The organism is Planctobacterium marinum, from assembly GCF_036322805.1.
In the GTDB taxonomy this organism is placed as follows: Bacteria; Pseudomonadota; Gammaproteobacteria; order Enterobacterales; family Alteromonadaceae; genus Planctobacterium; species Planctobacterium marinum_A.
The window spans coordinates 4,564,360-4,586,205 of sequence record NZ_AP027272.1; the positions used below are offsets into that span (position 1 = coordinate 4,564,360).

15 protein-coding genes are annotated in these 21,846 nt (G+C 42.0%); 7 read left to right on the top strand and 8 right to left on the bottom strand.

The genetic code is table 11. The features are described from left to right. Positions 1 to 9: 9 nt before the first annotated feature. A complete protein-coding gene (locus AABA75_RS20035) occupies positions 10 to 1,110 on the bottom strand; it encodes an RNA polymerase sigma factor (protein WP_338294506.1) in 1,101 nt (366 codons plus the stop codon). Positions 1,111 to 1,221: 111 nt separating this feature from the next. Between AABA75_RS20035 and AABA75_RS20040 the strand changes: the two genes are divergently transcribed. The 5 genes from AABA75_RS20040 to AABA75_RS20060 all read left to right on the top strand — a co-directional run bounded on the left by AABA75_RS20040 (position 1,222) and on the right by AABA75_RS20060 (position 8,560). Continuing rightward, entirely contained in the window at positions 1,222 to 2,403 is a 1,182-nt protein-coding gene (locus tag AABA75_RS20040) for an NAD(P)/FAD-dependent oxidoreductase (RefSeq protein ID WP_338294507.1), read from the top strand. Positions 2,404 to 2,554: 151 nt separating this feature from the next. Then, a complete protein-coding gene (locus AABA75_RS20045) occupies positions 2,555 to 3,391 on the top strand; it encodes a TnsA endonuclease N-terminal domain-containing protein (RefSeq protein WP_338294508.1) in 837 nt (278 codons plus the stop codon). Next, positions 3,360 to 5,525 (top strand): transposase, encoded by a 2,166-nt coding sequence (locus AABA75_RS20050; RefSeq protein WP_338294509.1) that lies wholly within the window; start codon positions 3,360 to 3,362, stop codon positions 5,523 to 5,525. The genes AABA75_RS20045 and AABA75_RS20050 overlap by 32 nt, the downstream gene beginning before the upstream one ends. Then, the gene (locus tag AABA75_RS20055) at positions 5,515 to 6,936 is read left to right on the top strand and encodes an ATP-binding protein (RefSeq protein WP_338294510.1); all 1,422 of its coding nucleotides are present in this window, start codon (positions 5,515 to 5,517) and stop codon (positions 6,934 to 6,936) included. The genes AABA75_RS20050 and AABA75_RS20055 overlap by 11 nt, the downstream gene beginning before the upstream one ends. 28 nt (positions 6,937 to 6,964) lie before the next feature. Continuing rightward, complete coding sequence (locus AABA75_RS20060) at positions 6,965 to 8,560, top strand: TnsD family Tn7-like transposition protein (protein WP_338294511.1); 1,596 nt, start codon at positions 6,965 to 6,967, stop codon at positions 8,558 to 8,560. A gap of 109 nt (positions 8,561 to 8,669) precedes the next feature. Here the strand turns inward: AABA75_RS20060 and AABA75_RS20065 are convergent, their stop codons facing one another. The 6 genes from AABA75_RS20065 to AABA75_RS20090 form a co-directional block, all read right to left on the bottom strand. Beyond that, positions 8,670 to 8,972: a hypothetical protein gene (locus tag AABA75_RS20065; protein ID WP_338294512.1), complete on the bottom strand. Its 303-nt coding sequence runs from the start codon at positions 8,970 to 8,972 to the stop codon at positions 8,670 to 8,672. A 7-nt stretch (positions 8,973 to 8,979) separates the two neighbouring features. Further along, complete coding sequence (locus AABA75_RS20070; protein WP_338294513.1) at positions 8,980 to 9,582, bottom strand: hypothetical protein; 603 nt, start codon at positions 9,580 to 9,582, stop codon at positions 8,980 to 8,982. Positions 9,583 to 9,875: 293 nt separating this feature from the next. Then, complete coding sequence (locus AABA75_RS20075) at positions 9,876 to 11,414, bottom strand: RNA-directed DNA polymerase (RefSeq protein ID WP_338294514.1); 1,539 nt, start codon at positions 11,412 to 11,414, stop codon at positions 9,876 to 9,878. Positions 11,415 to 11,454: 40 nt separating this feature from the next. Continuing rightward, positions 11,455 to 14,553, bottom strand: a complete 3,099-nt coding sequence (locus tag AABA75_RS20080; RefSeq protein WP_338294515.1) for a type I restriction endonuclease subunit R — start codon at positions 14,551 to 14,553, stop codon at positions 11,455 to 11,457. 38 nt (positions 14,554 to 14,591) lie between these two features. Continuing rightward, positions 14,592 to 15,935 carry a restriction endonuclease subunit S gene (locus AABA75_RS20085; protein ID WP_338294516.1) on the bottom strand — a complete coding sequence of 448 codons (1,344 nt, stop codon included), beginning with the start codon at positions 15,933 to 15,935 and terminating at the stop codon, positions 14,592 to 14,594. Continuing rightward, on the bottom strand, positions 15,928 to 17,493 hold the full coding sequence (locus AABA75_RS20090) for a type I restriction-modification system subunit M (RefSeq protein ID WP_338294517.1): 1,566 nt from the start codon (positions 17,491 to 17,493) through the stop codon (positions 15,928 to 15,930). The genes AABA75_RS20085 and AABA75_RS20090 overlap by 8 nt, the downstream gene beginning before the upstream one ends. 124 nt (positions 17,494 to 17,617) lie before the next feature. On the opposite strand from AABA75_RS20090, the gene AABA75_RS20095 reads away from it, so the two are divergent. Together AABA75_RS20095 and AABA75_RS20100 are read left to right on the top strand one after the other, a co-directional pair. Next, on the top strand, positions 17,618 to 17,797 hold the full coding sequence (locus AABA75_RS20095) for a hypothetical protein (RefSeq protein ID WP_338294518.1): 180 nt from the start codon (positions 17,618 to 17,620) through the stop codon (positions 17,795 to 17,797). Between the two features lie 113 nt (positions 17,798 to 17,910). Continuing rightward, positions 17,911 to 18,810, top strand: a complete 900-nt coding sequence (locus AABA75_RS20100; protein WP_338294519.1) for a hypothetical protein — start codon at positions 17,911 to 17,913, stop codon at positions 18,808 to 18,810. Between the two features lie 177 nt (positions 18,811 to 18,987). On the opposite strand, the gene AABA75_RS20105 is transcribed toward AABA75_RS20100, so the two are convergent. After that, the gene (locus AABA75_RS20105; RefSeq protein ID WP_338294520.1) at positions 18,988 to 21,816 is read right to left on the bottom strand and encodes an FG-GAP-like repeat-containing protein; all 2,829 of its coding nucleotides are present in this window, start codon (positions 21,814 to 21,816) and stop codon (positions 18,988 to 18,990) included. Positions 21,817 to 21,846: the final 30 nt, after the last annotated feature.

The window sequence follows — 21,846 nt, forward strand, 5'->3', positions numbered from 1 at the left end:
CGACTTCCTTTAAAAGACCAATCTTCCGCTATTCACCAACCCGATAAGCATGGCAATAAAGCCGACACCGGCCCCCAATATCAAACCCATCCAGCCACTGACTGCACTTTGCGAGTGGCATTGAATCACCTTGTCTTTGATCAACGTCATCAGAGAACGCTGCTGCCACCACAATCCGATGATCAGTGCACTGTATACCAACACTGGTGCCAACCAACCATCATCCACTAAGTATGCTGCTGCAAACAACACGCTGCACAACAATACCCAGATAGCCTGCCCTCGCGCGTGCTTTTTAATTAATTGCTTTTGTTGTTCATCACTGAGATTGCGCTGGCTTAACCAGGCTGCAAAAAAGATCGCAACAATAGCCAGCAGCCCACCTAAAAGTGCCCCACCGCCAAGGGCTAGCAGCTTCATTACACCACTTGCTTGAGATGCACTGCTGGAAGCCACACTGGCAGCGGCTGCAGGCATGCTCGTAGTGATAGCCGACGTCACCATAGTGGTAAAGCCCACCGTGGGAATGGTGGAAAACAGATACTCCCCCACACTTTCCAACAATTCTTTTTTCACTTCATTGCGAATACGGCTTAACTTTTGGCGTACATTCGCTTCAGATAAATCCAGTAGCCGTGCCACCTGACCACTGTTTTGTTGTTCGCGATAATAAAGAATTAAAATATCACGGCTTTCAGCGGGCAATTCACTCACCACATTCATCACCAGACGATTGATTTGCTCAGCTTCAATCCTATTCAGATCTGTCTCTTGCTGCTGAGCATTGACCACATCGTCATCGAGCTCTGCGTGTAATTCATGGCGAGTGACCTTGTTATCTCGTAGATAATTCTTGGCTTTGTTGCGGGTGATCTGGCGTATCCAGGGCAAAAAGCTGTCAGGGGATTTAAGCTCTTGTAGTTGCTGCCACACCGCCACAAAGGTGTTTTGCGCAATATCCTCGCTGGCCTGTACATCATGCACAACAGCAAGCGCCGTACTGGTCACCAGGTTCTGTGTTTGCGCCACGAGTGTTGAAAACGCCGAAACATCGCCCTGCTGAGCTTTGAGGACGTTGTCGAATAATTGTTGTTGCGCTAATTCAGTCATTTTTCTCTCCGATTTAAGTAGTCTACAACTGAAAGTCACCAGTACCAGGCAAAGTGTGACAAATTTTTTTTGGACCCGGTATAATCGCCGCGATTACAACAGGGGATTCCTTTGATAAAGCAAGATGTGATAGTCATTGGCGCAGGCGCTGCGGGATTATTTTGTGCTGCCGAGGCAGGTAAACGCGGTCGCTCCGTGTTGGTGTTGGATCACGCCAAAAAGCCCGGTCGTAAAATCTTAATCTCTGGTGGTGGCCGCTGTAACTTCACCAATATGTACGCATCGCCAGAAAACTTCTTATCGAACAATCCCCACTTTTGTAAATCCGCATTAAGCCGCTACACCCAATGGGATTTTGTGGCCTTGGTTGAAAAATATAATATCGCCTACCACGAAAAAACCCTCGGCCAGTGGTTTTGTGATGACTCCGCCAAAGATATTGTGAATATGCTGATGGCAGAATGCGACAAGGCAAGTGTAAAGCACCAGATGCAGTGCGAGATTCGCCATATCGAAAAATCCGCCGGTGGATTCATGCTGGACACCAATCACGGCACTTACCAATGTGAAAGCCTGGTGATTGCCACTGGTGGCCTGAGTATGCCAAAACTGGGGGCAACGCCCTTCGGTTATCAAATCGCCGAGCAATTTGGCTTAAGCATTCTGCCCACCCGCGCAGGCCTGGTGCCTTTTACCTTACACGACAAAGACAAACAGGTGCTGGCGGACCTTTCCGGTATATCAGTGAATGCCAGCGCCAGCTGTAATAACACCAGTTTTAATGAGAATATTCTGTTTACCCACCGCGGCTTAAGTGGCCCGGCTGTGCTGCAAATATCCAGCTTCTGGCAGCCAGGGCAAAAGGTGGAATTTAACCTCTACCCCAATGGCGATTTACACCAGGTTCTGCAAGAAAAACAACAAAGCAGTCCAGACGCGCAGCTCGCGACAGCGCTGGCGCAAGTGTACCCAAAACGTTTTGTACAAGCGGCCATTCCTTACTTTAATCTCAGCAACAAACCCTTAAAACAATTCCAGGGCAAACAGTTGGAACAAGTTGCGCAGGCGTTTGAGCAATGGTTATTGCAGCCCAACGGCACCGAAGGCTACCGCACCGCCGAAGTGACACTGGGTGGCCTTGATACCAAACACCTGTCCAGTAAAACCATGATGGCCAAAGACGTAGAAGGCCTTTATTTTATCGGCGAAGTAGTGGACGTCACAGGTTGGTTAGGGGGCTACAACTTCCAGTGGGCCTGGAGCAGCGCCTGGGTGGCGGGGCAAGAGGTTTAAGTTGTGCAAAAACAAAAAAGTATCCCCGTTAACAAAAAAGTATCCCCGCTAACATAAATGTATCCCCGTTAATCAAAATGGGTACAAAAATGTTTGCCCATTAGCAAAAATAAACTACTATTTTATGCATTTGCACAAGTTGAGTGTATAAATGGGGAAGATCAGAAAACTTGAAACGATTGAAGACTTCAGTCGAGCACTTAAGCAAGGATATGGCGTTGGTGAGGGTGCAAATTACAAACCATGGCTGAGAATACAGGACGTCAAATCACAGGGTGGCCGCTCAACTGTCCAAGGTATCAAGACAGGGCGACAACATCACTTTCTTTCAACAGGTGAATCAGAACTTTTCTATCTTACTGAATTTTGCGACAGCGTTATTGACGTCAGAGAACAATTTCCAATATTCCCAATAACCTATACACAGAAAGTGGCGAAATTATTAGGGATAAAACATCCAACCCATCCAATATCAAAGCAACCTATTCCCATAACCACGGACCAGCTTTTAACAAAACGAAATAGTCTAAAAAGTGAACCAAACTTTCATGCAATATCAGTTAAAGACGAGTCTTTTCTTGAGAATGAAAGGGATGGGCAAAAACAGGATCTTGAAAGAGTATGTTGGGAACTACTTGGCGTCCCATTTAATATTTACATTGGCGGTGGTATTAACGCCATAAAAAGCAACAACATTAAATGGATCACATCTCGATTGCGGGACGAAAAATTGTCTTTCACTGAAGAACAAATCTCCGCTTCACTTAATTTAATCCGCTTAGGCCGAATTGATTTAGCAGCCTTGTACACCCAATTTGAATACTCTGGGATCGCAGAAACAGCTGATGCTGGAGGGCTACTTCAATACCTTATATTCCACAAATTTATTCGCGTGGACTTATCATGCAGAATTGTAGAAAACGGCTTTATTTACGTAGTTGACATTTTGCAGACAAATGAAGACAGGCAACACAGTGCAGCTTCTTGAGAACCAAGTCTGGAATTTGAAGAATGCCAGCCCCGCGCCACATGGACGATACAGAATTCTTGCTATTCTGGAAGAAATCGAAACATTGATACTATTCCCGGTAGATGATGCCAGTGAGCACATTAGACCAAGGGTACTTCTCATACCTACATTCATGGCTCTTGCAAAACAGGGTAACGCAAGTGTTGCTGATTATGATTTGCCCTCCAATTTTTTAGTAGATGAAAATGACTTACCAGTCATTCACCGTCAAAAGATGGATGCTAATTACGATTGTATTGAAGACCTTGTAAACGACAAACTTTTTCTGTTTGACTGCGCGACAAAGGAGCGAGTAAGGGCCATAGCAAAACAAGCTAAAAAAGTTGGACGAGATAGGAAAGAGCTTTCCAGATTACTGACCCTTTATTGGCGATATGGACAAACGAAGATCTCTCTGGCACCAAAGTTCCATTTATGCGGAGGTGCCGGTAAGGACAAAACGTTCACCGATAAGGCCAACGGCGCTAAAATAAAACCTCGCACCTTAGCTGTTAAGAAGCGTGAAAAATATATCGTCAGAGACAAAGACAGGGAAATCTTTAGCAAAGTTATCAATACACATTACCTCACGAAAAATAAGCCCACGATTCAAGATGTCTACGACAATATGCTCGATGACCACTATTCTGATGAGAAATTAACGGCTCGTGCCGAAAACAGGCTTGCTTATTTGCCTTCATTGCGGCAGTTCAAATACTTTCTGAAAAAAAATTTCGAAGATGCAGAAGTCAAGAAGAGACGAACTTCTGAACGCGACTTTCAACAAAATTTGCGCGGATTAATGGGGGTCTCTACACAGCGCAGCGCTCTACCCGGTGGCGCATTTGAAATAGATGCCACCGTTGCAGACGTGCATATAGTCTCCTCCATGAATCCACAAATGATCTTAGGAAGGCCGACTATCTACAACGTTATCGACCGAGCCAGCAGGTTAATTGCTGGATTCCATGTTTCTCTTTATTACGCGTCATGGAGGGCTGCGAGACAAGCGCTAGCAAATGCATTTCTGCCAAAATCAGATTTTTGTGCTCTCTATGGCGTTGATATTGAAGAATCAGAATGGCCATGTGCTCAACTTCCATTGGAACTTGTCTGTGATAACGGTGAGATGATTGGCTTAGAACCAACCTCCAAACTCACACCGATGACACAATTGTCTTTTACTCCTCCCTACAGACCAGATTTTAAAGGAGTTGTAGAAAAACGATTCGATATACTCAATAAGAAGAGCCTGCATAAATTAATGGGTACTACACGAGGCGGAAAAGTTGTAAGAGGGGAAAGAAACCCACAAAAAGATGCTGTTTTGACCTTACGCGAGTTAACCAAAATACTGATTATGGAAGTGTTGGATCACAACATGTCAATCTTCCGGGAGCTGGCCTACTCTTCAAAATTACTAATACAGCATGATCTTGAGCCTTCGCCAATTAACTATTGGAAAATTCACATGGCGAAACACAAAACTGAATTACGGGCGTGTAAGCCAAGTGATGTAATTGCTCAGCTCCTCCCTTCACAAAACGTCAGTATGACTAAATACGGTGTAATGTACAAAGAACTCTATTACACCTCGCCTGAGATAGAAGAACGAAAAATGCACTCTGTGGCCAGAACCGCTGGGCAGTGGCAGCTGGAAGCCCGTATTGACGAAAACACCACCAGTTATATTTACGTTCGTCTGGATAAAAATGGAGATTTCGTGAAATGTAAATTATCTGGCAGGCGAGATACGCTCGATGATCTGCCCATGATAGAAGCAGATTTAATGGAAGACTGGATTGACGATAAATTAGAACAAGCCAAGACGGACGACCGTCGAAAAGCTATCAGAGCAGAAACGGAGAAAATTCTTAAAGCAGCATATCATCGTAAAAAGGATGCAGCTACTGTCCCTTTCAGCCAGCAAGTGAAGAATATCAAGCAAAACAGAAAGTCGGAGATAGATCAAACAACAAATGTAATTGATACTCCGCCCATGCCAGAGAAAACCTCAGTTCAAACGAGTTCGAAAGTGACTTCGCAGAAAAAAGTAATCCCGTTACCTCAAGGCCCGAAAAGAAAAAATAAGGGAGAAGATCATGAGAGTTGAATCAGCTAAATACAATAAGCCTATTCTACCTGAACACAATGGCAACCCCCTGATTGAAGCGCTACCGCCAAAACTCCCATGGCAGGAAGTCATGAATAAGTTAAGCAACTATCCTGACTATGCGGAAGATATTGCTGAACACCCCGATCCGCTTGTACGAGAAGAATACCTTATGAGAATTAAGGAACTCAGGCAGCCTCTTGAGGAATATCAAGAGTGTTTTCGTGCAGTAGAAAGGGCAATCAAAGTTGGCTATTCAGCAAGGAATCCACATAGCCCAACCACAATACAGTACATGCACTATAACATTGATGAGCTACCAGAAATCACGCCTGTTACAGGTAATTTCATTCCAAAGGGCGATGGATTAACGTTAATTGGCGATAGTGGTATAGGCAAAAGCACAATGATTGAGCAAGTATTGAATTACTTCCCGTCAATTATTGTGCATAAAAAGCACGATGGAAAAGAGGTTCCGTTCAAACATCAGGTTGTCTCGTTAAAAGTTGATTGTCCACATTCTTCAAGTGTCAGAGATTTATGCGAAGAAATACTGTCAGCACTGGATTTGGTTCTTGGCAGAGAATTGACAAAACCAGAAGCTTATATTGGTTCATTAACCAGACAGATTGAGCAACATATTAAGACATGTCAGCTTGGTATACTGGTCATCGATGAGATGCAAAATCTCCAATTCAAAAAAACAGGGGGTGAAAATAAGTTATTAAACTACATTCACAGACTGGTCAATAAGTTAGGTATACCTATCTTTTTCATTGCAAACCCGCCATTTGATGAAAGCCTTGTTACTGCGCTCAAAGCTGCTCGGCGCGCAGAGAGTGGGTATTTTAAAAAGCTGAAAGTTTTAGATGCAGAGGATCAATCATGGAGAGCTTTCATTGATGCGTTATGGAACTACCAATGGACTAATCCTTACACTGAACTGTCTGACACGCTCGCGCGAAAATTGCACGAATTGACATGCGGTAATATTGATATGGCCGCCAGAACGTATACTGAAGCTCAGAGACTATTAATAGGATCAGATGACGAAACGATCACAGAGACTTCCTTGGAGACTGCTTATAATGTGGCCTGCGGATTGAGTAAAAGTACTTCAGAGATCATTGCGCAGAAAACAAGCTCAACGCTACCTTCAGGCCCCGTAAGAAATTCACGAATTGCTAAGCAAAACTCTTCCAAGAAAAAAACGGATAAAACCGGGGATATTACTAAACCTCAACATCCTGAGTTTGCTGCTCAAATCACCACTCTATTGAAGGATGTTGATCTGGCCTCAAAAATAGCTGATCCAGACAAAATACAAAGCGCGTTGCTAGACGATAATCCTCTGAATCGTTTGGCAACAACGGGAGTGTTAATGTCGGATCCGCTGGCAGAACTCGGATAAAATGTGATTCAGATGTAGAGGCTTAATTTTGATCTCTTTGCCAAAAGCAATGCCCGGAGAATCACTTTTCAGTCGCTACATCCGTCATCTCAAACTCACAGGATTGTGCAAAGATCAGTATTGTATCAAGCAGTTTGGTAGGCCAAGGTTAAGTATCCATCCCTTTATAACCGCAGGAGTCCGACATGCCGCATCTGAAGATCCTGATAAGGAAACGCTCATTTTTAATACTCAAACTCTGGGAGGGTTATTTTGTTTTTTCATGCCAAACCAGACAGAGGTTATTAAACAAGCATTGTTGGCAACAGACACAGCCACAGCGATTCGGGCTTGTCGATTAGTTAATTACACTATTCAGAGTGGTTCTAATGCGAAATACTGCCCCTTGTGCGCTAATGAAGACGCGTTTAACTTCGGATTCTCTTACTGGCATTTAGAGCATCAAATACCCGGGGTGAACTGTTGCTCGAAACACGGTGTGCAACTAATACAGTCACTTTTACCGGAGAGGCCACATATTGACGGTGATTTTCTTCCACCTGTTAAAAAGCTGTCAGCAACCAGTCATCCCGATGAATTGATGTTTGCCAGAAGCACCGTAAATTTTCTGAACGATTTACAATACAAACCAGAAGGTTACAAACAAGACGAACTTATTATTAGGTTGGCAAAAGCTGGTTATATCGGCTCTGGCGGAAGGGTGAGACGCAGAGAATTAATCTCAGATTTGATGGGATTAACAAAATCATTTAGTCAACCCAGTAGACCTATGCTGCCGAAACACTCCGAAGATTTTGGCTATATTCGCTCAATAATGAAGAATGGCAATGCCCAACACCCATTCAAATATTTGCTGCTTGAATATCTGCTCAGCACACGCGCTAACGTTAGTTCTGGAAATTACGTGTCTAAAGCGGATAGCCCAGACAAAGACCATAAACAACTCACGGAAACGTGCATACAGTTGCTCAACCAGTCGTACTCTCTTGCTGAAGTTAGCCGACTAACGGGAAAAAGTCGTACTTTTCTGAAAATGCTTGCAGCAAAGGAAAATATACAGCTGAACTTATCTCCGAAGAAGATCACGAAAAGTCTCATCAATAAAGTCATACGCATTGCATGGATGGGTTTTCACAGAAATGCTATCGCGTCAACGTTTCAGATATCTAACGGCAGCGTCGAGCAGATTATTTCATCCGTAAACGGCTTGGTTGAACATCGAAAAAAATGCCGATTTGAATCTAAACGACGTCGCTACAGAGCTGAAATATTGAGGGCCTTGTCTGGCTATGTATACATTTCGCCAAGTAAAGAGCAAATTAAAAAGGCTCATTATGCCGCCTTTCACTGGCTCTACCGAAATGACAAAACATGGCTTAACAATCATCTGCCTAAGCCACAAAAGCCTAAGCAGAACCCTCGGGTAGACTGGCGTCGGCGAGATCAAGAATTGGCTGTCAAAGTACAAGCAATTTTACTCAACACACAAGAAAAATTGTCTTTGAAACAGCTGGATGATTTACTCGGAGCACATGGTTGGTTAACTAGGAAACTTGATAAATTACCGACTACAAGCTCGATGATTGAGAGCCTACAGAACACCCGTTCCAAAATTGCAAAATAGTTCATCACAACAGCTGTCCGATGTTGAACAACCAACTACAACAATTCAGAAATATGAATTGTACTAGCTCAGACTTGATCTTATTTCCCCGAATCATCAAAAGCGATGATTAAACGCTTTGATGTATCTTATTTAACAAAATTGATGTTTCTTTTCTAAAATACCATGACGTTGCGAGGCCTGCACTTAATGTAACGAACCAAAATACATATCCAGCTTTCTTTGCTAATGCCCATTTAGCCCCAGAATCAAGAGAAAGATCGCACCAAAAATCAAATACAATAGTTCTGCTTATATTTAAAGTAAATACACTGTAATTTCGCACATGAGTCATCTCTAAGCAAAGCAATAGAAGGACTAATATGCTGCCAATACTAAATGCAACATATCTTAGCTTTTTGTTTCCATCCATGATTAACCTAACCCTCATAACAGCTTATAAGGCCCTCATGGACAGACTCAAGCATCTGTACAACTAAATTGGGCTTCGCCCCACTGTGAGTGTAAACGGCTGTGAATCCGTTGTTATCGCTCAACCCAGTGCTCTTCTGTGCTCTTTTGATATTACTAAATTTTGTTTTTAGCTCTCCATTGTCGAGTGTCACACTGATGCTAAATTGAACAACGTTTTCAATTGGAGCTAGACCAAAAACATAACTATATTCATCACTTCCTCTTGCAGATAGCCGCTGATTTTTTTCATCCACGTATTGAAGTACATTGCCTCCTCCAACGACTTGGGTGTCCGTATTTTTATATAAGTTGCCAGAAAAAGAACCAACCCATGAGTCCGCCGTATCGGTTAGCACAACTTCTTCATTTGTGACAACTTCTGTGACACAAAACACAGCTTTAGAAAAATCGTCTTGCATTGGGGAAGTATGTTCGTAAGACACAGTTGAAAGAACGTCACCATACCCTTGCTTATTTGTTTTCACATTTTTGGGCAGCTCCATTGGAGTCATTCCGCACCCGCCTAAAATCAGAGCAACACTTACAGCTGTTAAAGTTTTTTGTAGCATAAATCACCTCAAAATAGTTTGTAATACAATTAGTTATTACGGCTTTTTAGCACATGACTTAGGGGAAGTGTGTTTGGCGTGTCAAATGTGTGAGATTTGTATCACACATGGGCTGTTGAGTACTTGAGGAGACTTAATCACTACATTTTTATGGCGGTCTGCCTGAGGCTGCCACCAAACTTAAATAGCCCGTTACCTCTAAAAATATTGCTTCATCAATATCGACAAATTCTGTCTAATAAAACGGCAGTGATTTTGAAGCGCAATGAAAATTTTCAATTCATGAAATCATGTCAGGTTATTTTTGGCGGGTTAAATACATCAAGATGCTCAAACATTGTTACTCGTTGCGCTACTTTTTTACAACCAACGAAAATTTTATGCTCTTTACACTCTTTAAACACGTTACCGCGATTGTTGAGAATTGATCGGGTAATAGGATCTTTGTACTTAGGCTTGGATGACAATAGTTTATCTAAACCATTACTGACAAGAAAATAGCTAACCCATGATATTAGGTACTTATTTCGCTCTTCTTCTTCAGAGAGAGTTTTAAGATAATCTTCGAGATATTCTAAAATTGCACTTTGGTGAACAACGCCAAAATCGCTTCTCAAAATCCCCTCAAGGATTGCAATGATCTTGGGAAAAGCCTTAATTCGTAAGCTTCCGAGCATGACCAACATGCTAATAACCTTTTGCAGATTAAAAGCGGCTACTTGCACCTTGAGTTTACCTTCCTTGTTGACAATATCGGCGAGAAAACGCTCAATCACCCCTGTTCCCGCACATTCTTTATCTATCCGAATAGCAGCCAAGTAAAGCTCTCTAAACTCTTTCCATGTATATGACTGTTTTTTTTCAGGATGAATCGCATGATATTTAGATACCCAGTCTCTAAACAATCCATCAGGAAGGGGAGAAATCGTAGTTTTTTCGTCACTCAACTCTAAATTAAACTGCTTCAATGAGGTTTGGAGAAATTTGATTACTCTCTTCGAATCTTCTTCGGACTTAGTTAATATCCGATAATCGTCCTTAAATCTTACGGCCTCGCATTCAATATCTGAACTCTGAACTAACTTTGTAAAACTGACATCAACAGCTGAGGCAATAATTTCAGCAATAACATCTGAAACAACAGGGCCAATAGGAACGCCATTAGTACAGCCATCATTCGCGTTCTGAAATAAACGATCTAATTTATTCCCAAGCAGCTTGTAGTTGCGAATGTTCGTCGATTTGCGAATATTTTTCTTTCCATGCAACGCCCAAGCAATGCTATGAGTGTAAATAGATGGATAAAAGTTCTTAATGTCGGCTTTAACAATGTACCTGTACTTATACGCTTCCGAAGCAATGTCTTCATCAATCATTCCGATAAATTCATATATCAGCCTGCCACTGCGCAGATAACCAAGTCTCCCCGGATTTCTTGAGTCTATTGGTATCGGAAATGTATAGGATGTTACCTGACTATTACTTGGAACCATCTTTTCAACAACAGTCAGCCAGTTTGTAGAAATATGATACGCAATGTCGTTGTGGATCTCGGGATGAATTAATCCAAAGTTGCGATCTGTATATTCCGTTTTCGGAAAATGTACATTTAAACACTCAGTTCTGGGCACATAGTACTTTTTACCTTTACCCTTAACCTTGTAGTAAACTTTTGGCTTGTTAGGTCTTTTTTCTACGGCAAAGCACGGTGGAAGCACGTAACTCTCTGGAAAATATCCTCTCTCGCATAACCAATGGTAAACATCCGCTTTCTTGAGAGAGCGCGCCAGACGTCTAGTTGCTTCTTTATGTTCCTTTATCGGATTGCCCAATTGCAGCTCCTTTGCATATTTCTGATTTTATTATCACACTTTAAGCAGCAGCCATTCTTTCTGCCTGCTCAAGAACGTACTTAATCGCTTCATCAGACTTGTCCGGCGGATATCCAGTCCGTTTTAGTACTTTCTTGAGGTTACGCCTCATTTTTGCTCTAAGATTGTCTCGTTTTGCCCAATCTACTTGCGCACTATTTCTGATTTCTTTTGCAAGTTCCTGAGCTATAAAGATAACGTCAATATCTTTGATTGCATCTGCTGCACTTTCATTTCTCAGCAAGGCTTCATAGAGAGCGAGTTCTTCCGGGCTTAAGTTTAATTCTTTTCCTTTATCTGCTGCCTCTCGAAGCTCCTTTGCCAAAGCGATAAGTGCTTCAATAACCTGACTGGTTTCAACAGAGCGGTTTCTGTATTTCGCCACTGCCTTATCGAGTCTGTCCGAAAAAGCGGTTTCGCTCGCTGCGTTTTTAGCAGTGCGGGTAACAATTTCGTCATTTATGAGCTTTTCAAGCATTTCAACGGCCAGATTCTTATGTTCCATATTTCTAACATCAGCCAAAAACTCATCGTCAAGAATGCTGATCTCAGGCTTGCTAAGGCCAGCTGACTGGAAAATATCCACAACGTCACCGGAAACGATTGCCTGACTAACAAGTTGTCTGAGACTATGCTGGATTTTATCTTCATCGAGTTTCTTTTTGGGGGTTGTGTGCTTTTTGATGGCTGTACGCAACAACTCGAAAAAAGCAACCTCATCCTTATATGGGCGAACATCTTCATGTGCGCTAACCAAACTAAATGCTTTAGACAAGGCTAGTACCGCTTTATCAAATTCCTGCTTTCCGTCTTTTGGTGCCAAAATATGATTCATAGCGCCAGCTAAAAGCCCAAGTGAGTTTGATTGGAAATCAGAATAATCGTAGCCATGCATGAGGCAGCGGCATACATCCAGCTTCGCTCTAAAGACCTTCAGAGCCTCTGCGATATCTAATGTCGGCTTTCCTCGTCCCTTATTGGCAGTATAGTTTGCTAATGCTGACTTCAATTCTGGCGCAATACCTAGATAATCAACCAGCAACCCACCTTCCTTATCACGAAAAACCCTGTTAATACGAGTGATTGCTTGCATGAGATTATGCCCGGTAAGTGGCTTATCGACATACATTGAATTCAGGCATGGTGCGTCAAAACCAGTCAACCACATATCACAAACAATGATTACTTTTAATTCATCATCGGGATCTCTTACACGGTCTGCAATTTTGGCTTGGACGGGCTTCTTATATAAGTGTTTTTGGAAATCCGCCGGATCAGCAGAAGAGCCTGTCATTATGACTTTAACGGCCCCTTTTTGGGGATCTTCAGAGTGCCATTCGGGGTGCAGTTCTATGATCTCATTATAAACCTGCACACAGGCTTTTCTGCTAATACAGACAATCATAGCCTTGCTCAGGCTCGCTTCTTGACGCTTGGCGAAATGCTCAGAGAAGTCTTTTGCAAGACGTTTAACCCTGAATTTCTCAGTGATCAGGGTTTCCAGTGTGGCATTCTTTTGCTTCAGCTTTTCCTGATCATCAGTGTCATAGTCGGCGACAACTTCGTTAACCTGATTATCAAGTTCGTCCGAACTCAATTTATTATCTTTATCTATTGGAATTAGGCGACTTTCATAAAATAGTGGCTTTGTTGCCTCGTCTTTTTGCGCTTGTTCGATATCGTAAATATCAACGTAATCACCAAATACTCTCTGAGTATCTTTGTCATCTTTCTCAATTGGGGTGCCCGTAAAGCCGATATAACCCGCATTTGGTAGAGCAGTTCTCATATGGTGCGCATAGCCGTATTTCAACTGTCCTGTCTTGCTATCCACCCTTGCTTTGTTGCCATATTGACTTCGATGGGCTTCATCCGCTAATGCAAAAATATTATGCCTGTCGGTCAAAACGGGTACTTCAGATTTCCCTTTTTCGGGTTGAAACTTTTGCATTGTAGTGAAGAAGATGCCGCCAGCTTGCTTGTTGTTTAGCTGCTCAAATAAGTGTTGTCTGTCTTCAATTTGGATGGGCGTTTGTTTTAAAAGTTGTTCACTTTTTACAAATGTATCGAAAAGTTGATCGTCAAGATCGTTTCTGTCTGTTACAACAACAATAGTTGGACTTTTCAAGTCTACATCCGCGATGAGTTTTGCACTATAAAACACCATTGAGAGTGACTTGCCAGATCCCTGAGTATGCCAATATACGCCACATTTTTTGTCTCCCTCAATTGCAGATGCTTTTTTTGAGCTGGCAATTGCCTTTCGCACGCCATGGAACTGATGATAAGCTGCTTGCTTTTTAATAAATGAATCTTTATGAGGTTCAAATGTAATAAAGAATTGAAGATAGTCGAGCAGATACTCTTTATTAAAGAAGCCCTTTATCATGACCTCAAGCTCTAGCATTGTCTCGGTATCGTCTTGATCGCCATGAATACTTCGCCAGAACATGAAGCGCTCTTGATCGGCAGTTAATGAACCAAGACGCGCAACAATCCCATCAGAAATAATGAGTGCTTCATTAAAGACAAACAAATCGCTTATAGTATCTTTATATGTTTGTATTTGATTGTAGGCTGACCAAACATCGGTCTCTTCATTGCTTGGATTCTTAAGCTCAATGACGACTAATGGAAGGCCGTTAAGAAACACAACGATATCAGGCCTGCGATTGTCCGTTTCGCCATGAGATACTCCATTTACAGAAAACTGCCGAACGACTAACCAGTCATTATTGTCTTTATTTTTAAAGTCAATCAGGAATACACGGTCACCAACTTCATTACCTTCCTTGTCAGTAAAAGTAACAGGGATACCCTCCATTAACTGGCGGTGAAAACGATTATTAGCAACAACAACATTGGCATGGAATTGCTTAATGACTTCTATCGCACTATCAATTGCCGATTCAGGAAGGTGCTGGTTAATTTTTCGCAAAGACACCTTTAACCTTTTTTCGAGAATAACCTCAGCGAGAGACTCTCTTTCAGCACATTCACCTTTTCCCGGCTCAATGTCTGGACCATTAATGGTTTGGTAGCCTAAGCCACCAAACCAATTTAGACAGTCCAACTCAATCGTTTCTTCTGTTACTTTCATATATAAACCTTATAATTTTTCTATCTTTCCTTAATTTTTTATGATGCTTTCATTAGCTCCTGATTGATTTCAATGGAACCGGAGAGGAGTTTGGGGAGAAGTCTACCTCTAATTTTTTTTAACTTTTCAGATTGTGTTTGATTTTGCTTCACCCTGTTGATTAAGGGTTGTGTGGCATTATCGAAAGCATCTAATACATCTGAGTTTGGAACAACTACTTTCGCTTGAGATAAGTGCTCGCGTTTAATATGCCCCATTGTTGTTGCTTTATCTGCCGCAATTCTTATGAATTCTGACAAATGATGATTCACCCAACTCGCTACAAAATGCTGAGTAAAGCCGCTGAGCGGAGAAACTTTGAATAGATGTTGGTTGAGAACAGCTTCTCCAAGTGCCCAATAACATGTTGTCAACGAACCAGACCATGAGAATAAGAAGTCTCCATCTTGAATCAGATATTTTGAGTCAACCGATTTTGATGCCTGATTCGTTTTTTGTGTATATCCATTCTTCATTTCCGCAATTTTGATTACAGGTAAGGCATCAGCTTCATCCCGTGGTGGATACTTTTGACACGCCAAACCATTGAGAAACTCTCCAATTGAATCTAGAGGCTTCACATCCCACCCCTTTGGAATCAAACCCATTTCGCTTTCAACGAACTCGCTTGGGAACAAAGATTGGATTTCAGGCGATAATCCGTCGAAGGGGACACCTTCGGCGTTAGCTTTGACCGGATCGAAATCGATGAACCAAGACTTGAAGATGCGCTGGGCGATCTTTTCTAGGGTTTGGTTCATTTGCTTGTTCAGCAAGATCTTTCTTTCTATATTTCCAATTGAGTCAACAATTTGTCTTTGTACTTCTAGAGGTGGAATTACGATAGGTAGTTTTTGCTGGGCTGTAATACCCAAGTAAGCTCTCGTCGAACCATCACCTGCCCAAGCCTTGAATAGGGCTTGAAATTTGGGGCTATCGAAGTATGCCTTTAGATATTTTGGACTGAGTGCATCAAAGTTTTTCACTCTGTAATATGTAACCTGTGGAGTCAGCAAAATATAATCAAAATTATTGTTTTGAACGATTGCTGTCCTTCCTATCGTAGCTTTGTGGGATAGCAATACATCACCGCTTTTTGCAAAACCTTTTTTGAGTGTTTTTGATTGTTCTACAGTAATTTTCTTACATCCAACTAGGTCAACTTCTCCATCTACCAAATCAGATGCCATTATGAATGGTATGCCTTGTTCCACGTAATCAGAAGATTTCGGATGTATGCCCCCATGATTTCCGTCTAAAGGCTTTTCTATTATCTCAAGTTCTACCAACTCATTAACTGAAAGAATTTTCCAATCTTTTGGAACAATAAGATCGTCAAACATTGTAACCAACCCCCATCAGTGCCTGTCTGATCTTCTCATCCAACTCCGTTGAGGTTTTTATTTGTTCAGCGAGTTGAGATGTCAATGTTGCCATTTCTTCCTCATACTCTGCTTCATCTTCTTCCACTTCCGCTGCACCGACATATCGACCCGGTGATAGGTTAAAGTCATTCTTCGCAATATCGCTAACATCAGCCACTTTACAGAATCCCGGAATATCCTCGTATTCCTTGTCCGTTTCGCCCGACTGTGCCCATGCATGGTAGGTATCAGAAATCGTCAGGATATCTTCTTCATCGAACACACGTAATGCGGCAGTCTCAAGACGCCCTAAATGACGGGCATCAATAAACAGGGTCTTACCTTTGTGTTTCTTGTCTTTACTAAAGAAGAACAAGCAAGCGGGGATTTGAGTGTTGATAAACAATTTTGGTGGCAATGCGACCATACATTCCACGAGATCGTCTTCAATGATCCCTTTGCGGATAACGTTTTCATTGCTGCTGTTTGAAGTCATTGCACCATTTGCCATAACTACACCCGCACGACCTTTGTCATTAAGGTGATGAATCATGTGCTGGATCCACGCATAATTAGCGTTACCGTCAGAAGGTTCACCATACTTCCAGCGAACATCACCTTTGACTTTGGCTGCTCCCCATTTTTCCTGATTAAATGGTGGGTTAGCAAGACAGTAATCTGCTCTTAAATTTTTATGGAGATCATTTAGCAATGTGTCGCCATTATGAGGGCCAAGGTCGAAGTCCAGTCCGCGAATGATCATGTTCATTGCGGCCATCTTCCAAGTTACTTCGGTATATTCCTGCCCATAGATAGCTAAATCTCCCCGGTTACCACCGTGTTGTTCCATGAACTTTTCGGACCAAACAACCATACCGCCAGAACCAATAGCTGGCTCATAAAGCTGTCCTTTCTCCGGGGCAAGAATGTTAACGAGTACTTTTACGATTGACTCTACCGTGTAGAACGCTCCAGCACCTTTGCCTTCTTGCAATGCAAATTTACCAAGAAAATATTCGTAGGCCTGACCCAGTACATCAGCAGATTTATGTGTGGCACTGTCAAAGCCAATATCAGAAAGTAGATCGATTAATTGTCCGAACTTATCAGGGTCGATATTCAGAGTGCCAAACCCTTTGTATAAGAGTCCTTTTGTTTTTGGGTTCTCGCGCTCTATTGCTTTCATTGCTTCATCTAACAACTTCGCAATGTTTGGTTGCTTAGAGTGGGTTTGAATAAAATCCCATCGCGCATCAGCGGGCACCCAAAACACATTTTCAGCGGCGTATTCGTCACGATCATTAATAATATCAAGGCGATCTGCTTCGTCTTCTTCAAAATAATCTTCGTTATTTGGATCCGCTGTCCATTCTCTCAGCTTGTCCTGCATTTCTGTGAAACTATCAGAAACGTACTTAATGAATAACAATCCGAGTACAGGGTGTTTATATTGGGAAGGCTCTAGAGCGCCTCTCAATGCCACAGCTGATTCCCACAGGTTTTGGAATAAGGTTTTTTTCCCTATAGTCTTTACCACGTTAACCTCTTTAAAATTCTTTCATTAAACTGTGATGTAACGTAACATGACGTAGAGTTACGTCAATCTATTTGACATTTTTTTATAGTATTTGTTAATCAACACCTCAAAAAAGACGAATTTTATGGCTATTGGTACATCAGGGCGTATTGTCATTGACATATCTCCCGAAGAAAAAAAGGCAATACATGCCGATATTAAAGCCAAGGGAATGACGCTGAAAGAATGGTTTTTGGAAAAAGCATATGAAGAGCTGCCTTCATTGAAAAGCAACAAAAATGGCGAAAATTCCTCCAAAGAATAGTTTGCTTAAAACGCAGTGAAGTCAATCTACAGTGCATTATTGTGTTGATGATAAGAATAATTAAAATTATCTTATTCGGCAGGAAATACTAACTATTATACGTTCTCTTATTCGTGAAAATATTTGACGACGAATCCCTACAAAGCGCCGTTTACAGGCTGCATCTTGTTCATGGCCTCACCCAGTTTACTAATGTGATCAGTCCAAAGGGAGAGTGGAAAGGTTTTCCGAGAATAAAAGCTGGCACTTTGGGACTATACGGACAAATAGGTGAAAAACGAATCCTGAAAATGCTTCAGAGGCAAGGTTTGGTTTCAAGAGCGGAAAATAGATTCGATTTACCCCACCTCTATCAAAAAGAGCTTACGTGCTTTTTCAGAAAGCCATCCAGAATCGGTAACAGAGTAGAACGTAATATCCCAATTAACTATTGCACTGACTGCGTTAGAGATAGCATAGAGCGCTTTGGTGTTGGGTATTTCAAATCTGAGTGGTTGAAGCACGGCTACTGCAACATTCATAACAAACCTCTAAACAAGTTACCAAAAACCTCGCTCAAGGAATCCTTACGCTGTCTTGAGGTGATAATGCGCGGCATAAAGCCGAGTGAATATGCCAACACACTAGCGCCGAAAGGCTCCGACTACATTTATAAACAAAAGAAGTTATTATACTTCGCGCCCTGTTGGCAGGAAGATTTTATAGAGTTCATCAAAAGTAAACGTTTTTTGTTTGGGGAGGAAGTCGATAAGCATTTGCGCTTTTCAATCGTGAGCGACCAATTGTCTGAGGATTTTCTTGAGGAAATTTATGTTGTAAAAGATGTTTATGAAGCTCTCGTTCGCGCAAAGTCTGCTTATCTTTCTCAATTCATAAGTAAGGGCGCTGAGATAAAGACTGTTGGAACAGGCGTATTAAGGAAATCTTCAATTAAACAACGTATTCTCAAAAACAAAATGAAAGCGTGTCAGTCATGCGATTACATAAGCTGTCCTGCAAATGAGGCGGGGTAAGAATATAAAGAGTCCCAAGTGAACAGCTTTTACCTTTCCGCGTCAGGATAAAATTTTAACGGGGATACTTTTTTGTCTACAAATTAATTAGCGGGTACACATTTTTGGTTGCGGACATAAGTAAAAAAACCGATGAAAAGAAATCATCGGTTTTACCGCCAAATTGTTTATCCGTTTTTAATGTCCCAACAAAGACATTTTACTTTTGATGTCGGCCGCAGCAGGGACAATTAACGGAACAGATTCAATTCGTTGTATACCATCTTGATTTGCCGAATTGTAGTTGTCCTTGTTTGAATTAAAAATGTACCAATAACCCGTCGAACGCCTGTAGACAGCTATGTCTGCTCTCCCATCACCGTTATAGTCTGCAACCACAGGAATGTCCGCGGAACCTGAACCGAAACTTATCCTCGTAATTCCATCACCATGCCCAGTTATTGAATCAGTTCCAGATGAATTTCTGATGTACCAGTATTTGGTTGATGGTCTTCTCACTCCGATGTCGGCTTGTCCATCACCATCAAAATCGCCAATAACCGGGATATCCTCCTGCCTTGAGCCGAATCTCAATCGAGTGATGCCATCGGAATTACCCGTTATTTCGTCGACACCACTAGAGTTTCTGATATAGAAAGTTCTGTTACTTGGACGCCTCACCGCTAGATCAGCTAAACCGTCGCCATCATAATCTGCTGGAATTGGAATATCTTCAGAATTTCTTCCAAATTGCAGTGCATCAATCGCACCTGTTGAGCTGTATTGCAGATACCACCAACCCGAGCTTTTATCGCGTATAGCAATATCAGTGACTCCATCGCCATCGTAATCAGCAGGAACAGGGAAGTCATCCCCTAAACCAAAAAATATTTCTCTGTCTACACCGTCACTGGAGTTTCGAACATACCATCTGAAACTAATAGGTGACATAAAAGCGATATCCGCAATCCCATCTCCATCAAAATCCCCTGTTACCGGGATGTCACTGGAGTGTGCCGCAACATTGGCTTCAATTTGACCATCTCCGTCACTCAGCTCAACAATGCTTCTGACTGAATTCCTGTCAAAATAGGCAATATCCGCTACAGAATCACCATCAAAATCGTATGCTGTATGTGAGGGCTTCTGTATTTGCTCCAGCTCTTCTCCCGCCCCCAAATCGATTCGATAAATCTGGTTATAAGAGTCTCCGCCATTTCTTCTCAATCCCAGTTCGGGAAGTACATTATTATTTCCCGTTTCAATGAAAAGATAGCGACCATTCCCAGAGAAACTAAAATGATCCATTGAAACAGGCATTCCATTAGGAGTCACGATTGTCTGATGAGTCTGGGTTAGCGTATCAATGCGAGAATACATTCTGCGATCCCAGTAACGGTCGAACACATCATCGTAAATAGGATAAGTAAGACCGTATCGACCAGAACTACCCGCGGTAATTTTCCCGTATACCGCATTGGGTTCACCTTTATTGGAGTAACTTTCGACCCAGTCAGTCTGTTCTGTTATCAAATCTCTGCGGAATCGCAATGCTACTCTGGAATAATCACTATTGGTGTATCCGAAATCGGATGCTTGTCCTTCAAAAAATACATGACGGGCATCAGCCGAAATTCCTGTTAGTGTTATTTCTTCGTCAACTACCAAACGACCCGAAGGAGTATAATTTGTAGAGCGTATCAGGCCTGAGCTAACTTCAGCGTGATAAATATGAGTCTGACCTGAAGACTCTGCGTTTAACGCTTCACCAAAATAATGGAAAGCAATATTATCTCCACTATCATCCATAAAAATCTGATTGAATGTTCCACCAATCTGAGCATTAACATCTTCGTATCCCTGATCTAACCAGGTCAACTCTTCATCTATCATGTCTACTCTGACAGCATGCCAACCACTTGATAATCTGACCCCGGTTTCAAGATTATAATTAACTAAAACTGTGACATATCGACCGTCTGCGTTAATTGCATTCGGACCCACAACAGTTATTTCACTATTGCGAGCCAGACTATTGACCAACTGCTCAAGATTCGTGACTTGGCCCGTACTAAGGTCTGCGTAATAGGGATCTCTGGTGCTGTCCCAAAATACCGCTTTGGTACCATCCCTGCTTATTGCGCCAGTGTGATAAGAGCTAGAGCCCGAAAATTTCAACTCCTGCACATCTCCAGTAGCTAGATTATTATGAAATACGCGATACTCTCTCCCCACATAGGTTCTATAAGTGAGGTTATCCCCACTGTAATCTGTAGCTATCAATGTAGAGTAAGGTTGCTCGGAAAAGTTTCCTGATGCATCTCTGGAAACAAGTTCAGCAGTCGTGCTTACCTGCATAAAAGCATCAGAAACACGCCCGTGTAATGCCTGAAAAATAACATTATCTAAATATAAAACTGCAGAAGTTGCTCCGTCAGGCGGCTGGATTTCAAATACAATTGTCTGCTCACCATTGTAATAATTCGAACGCATGTAGATGTCATCATACTCTTGATCTGGATAGAAATAGTCTGAATCGCTACGACTTGTCATCGCAACACGCATGCCATTACTCGAGCCGATTACATAGCCACGAGATTCAAATGCTACCCCATAAGCAGTTGAATCAAACGAAAGAGAGAAAAAACCGCTACGGGTGGCATCAATCAGCTCAATCTTAGCAGCACCCGATTGGGAGGCGCCTTGGGAACTAGAATGTGAAATCTGAATATTTTGAAGGGAATCAAAGGCTAGAATATCGTCTACTGCTTCAAAATCATTTTGAGCTAGCATTAGCCTTGAAGTGGAGAGGATGTTTTTTGGGTCCGATCCCCCTACGTATTCAGCAAAATTGGTTTGTCCATCATTATCTGGGTCTCTGGAACTGTCGTTGCTATTGGGATCAGTACCGATATCAATTTCAACTTCATCGGGAATTCCATCCCCATCTGAATCTGTTTGAGTCTCTTGTGCTACTACAGAGGATACCAATAAGCTCGCGTAAATGATGAATTTTTTCATCTTCATGAAAGTCTCTCCTTAACTAAAATAGTTTTA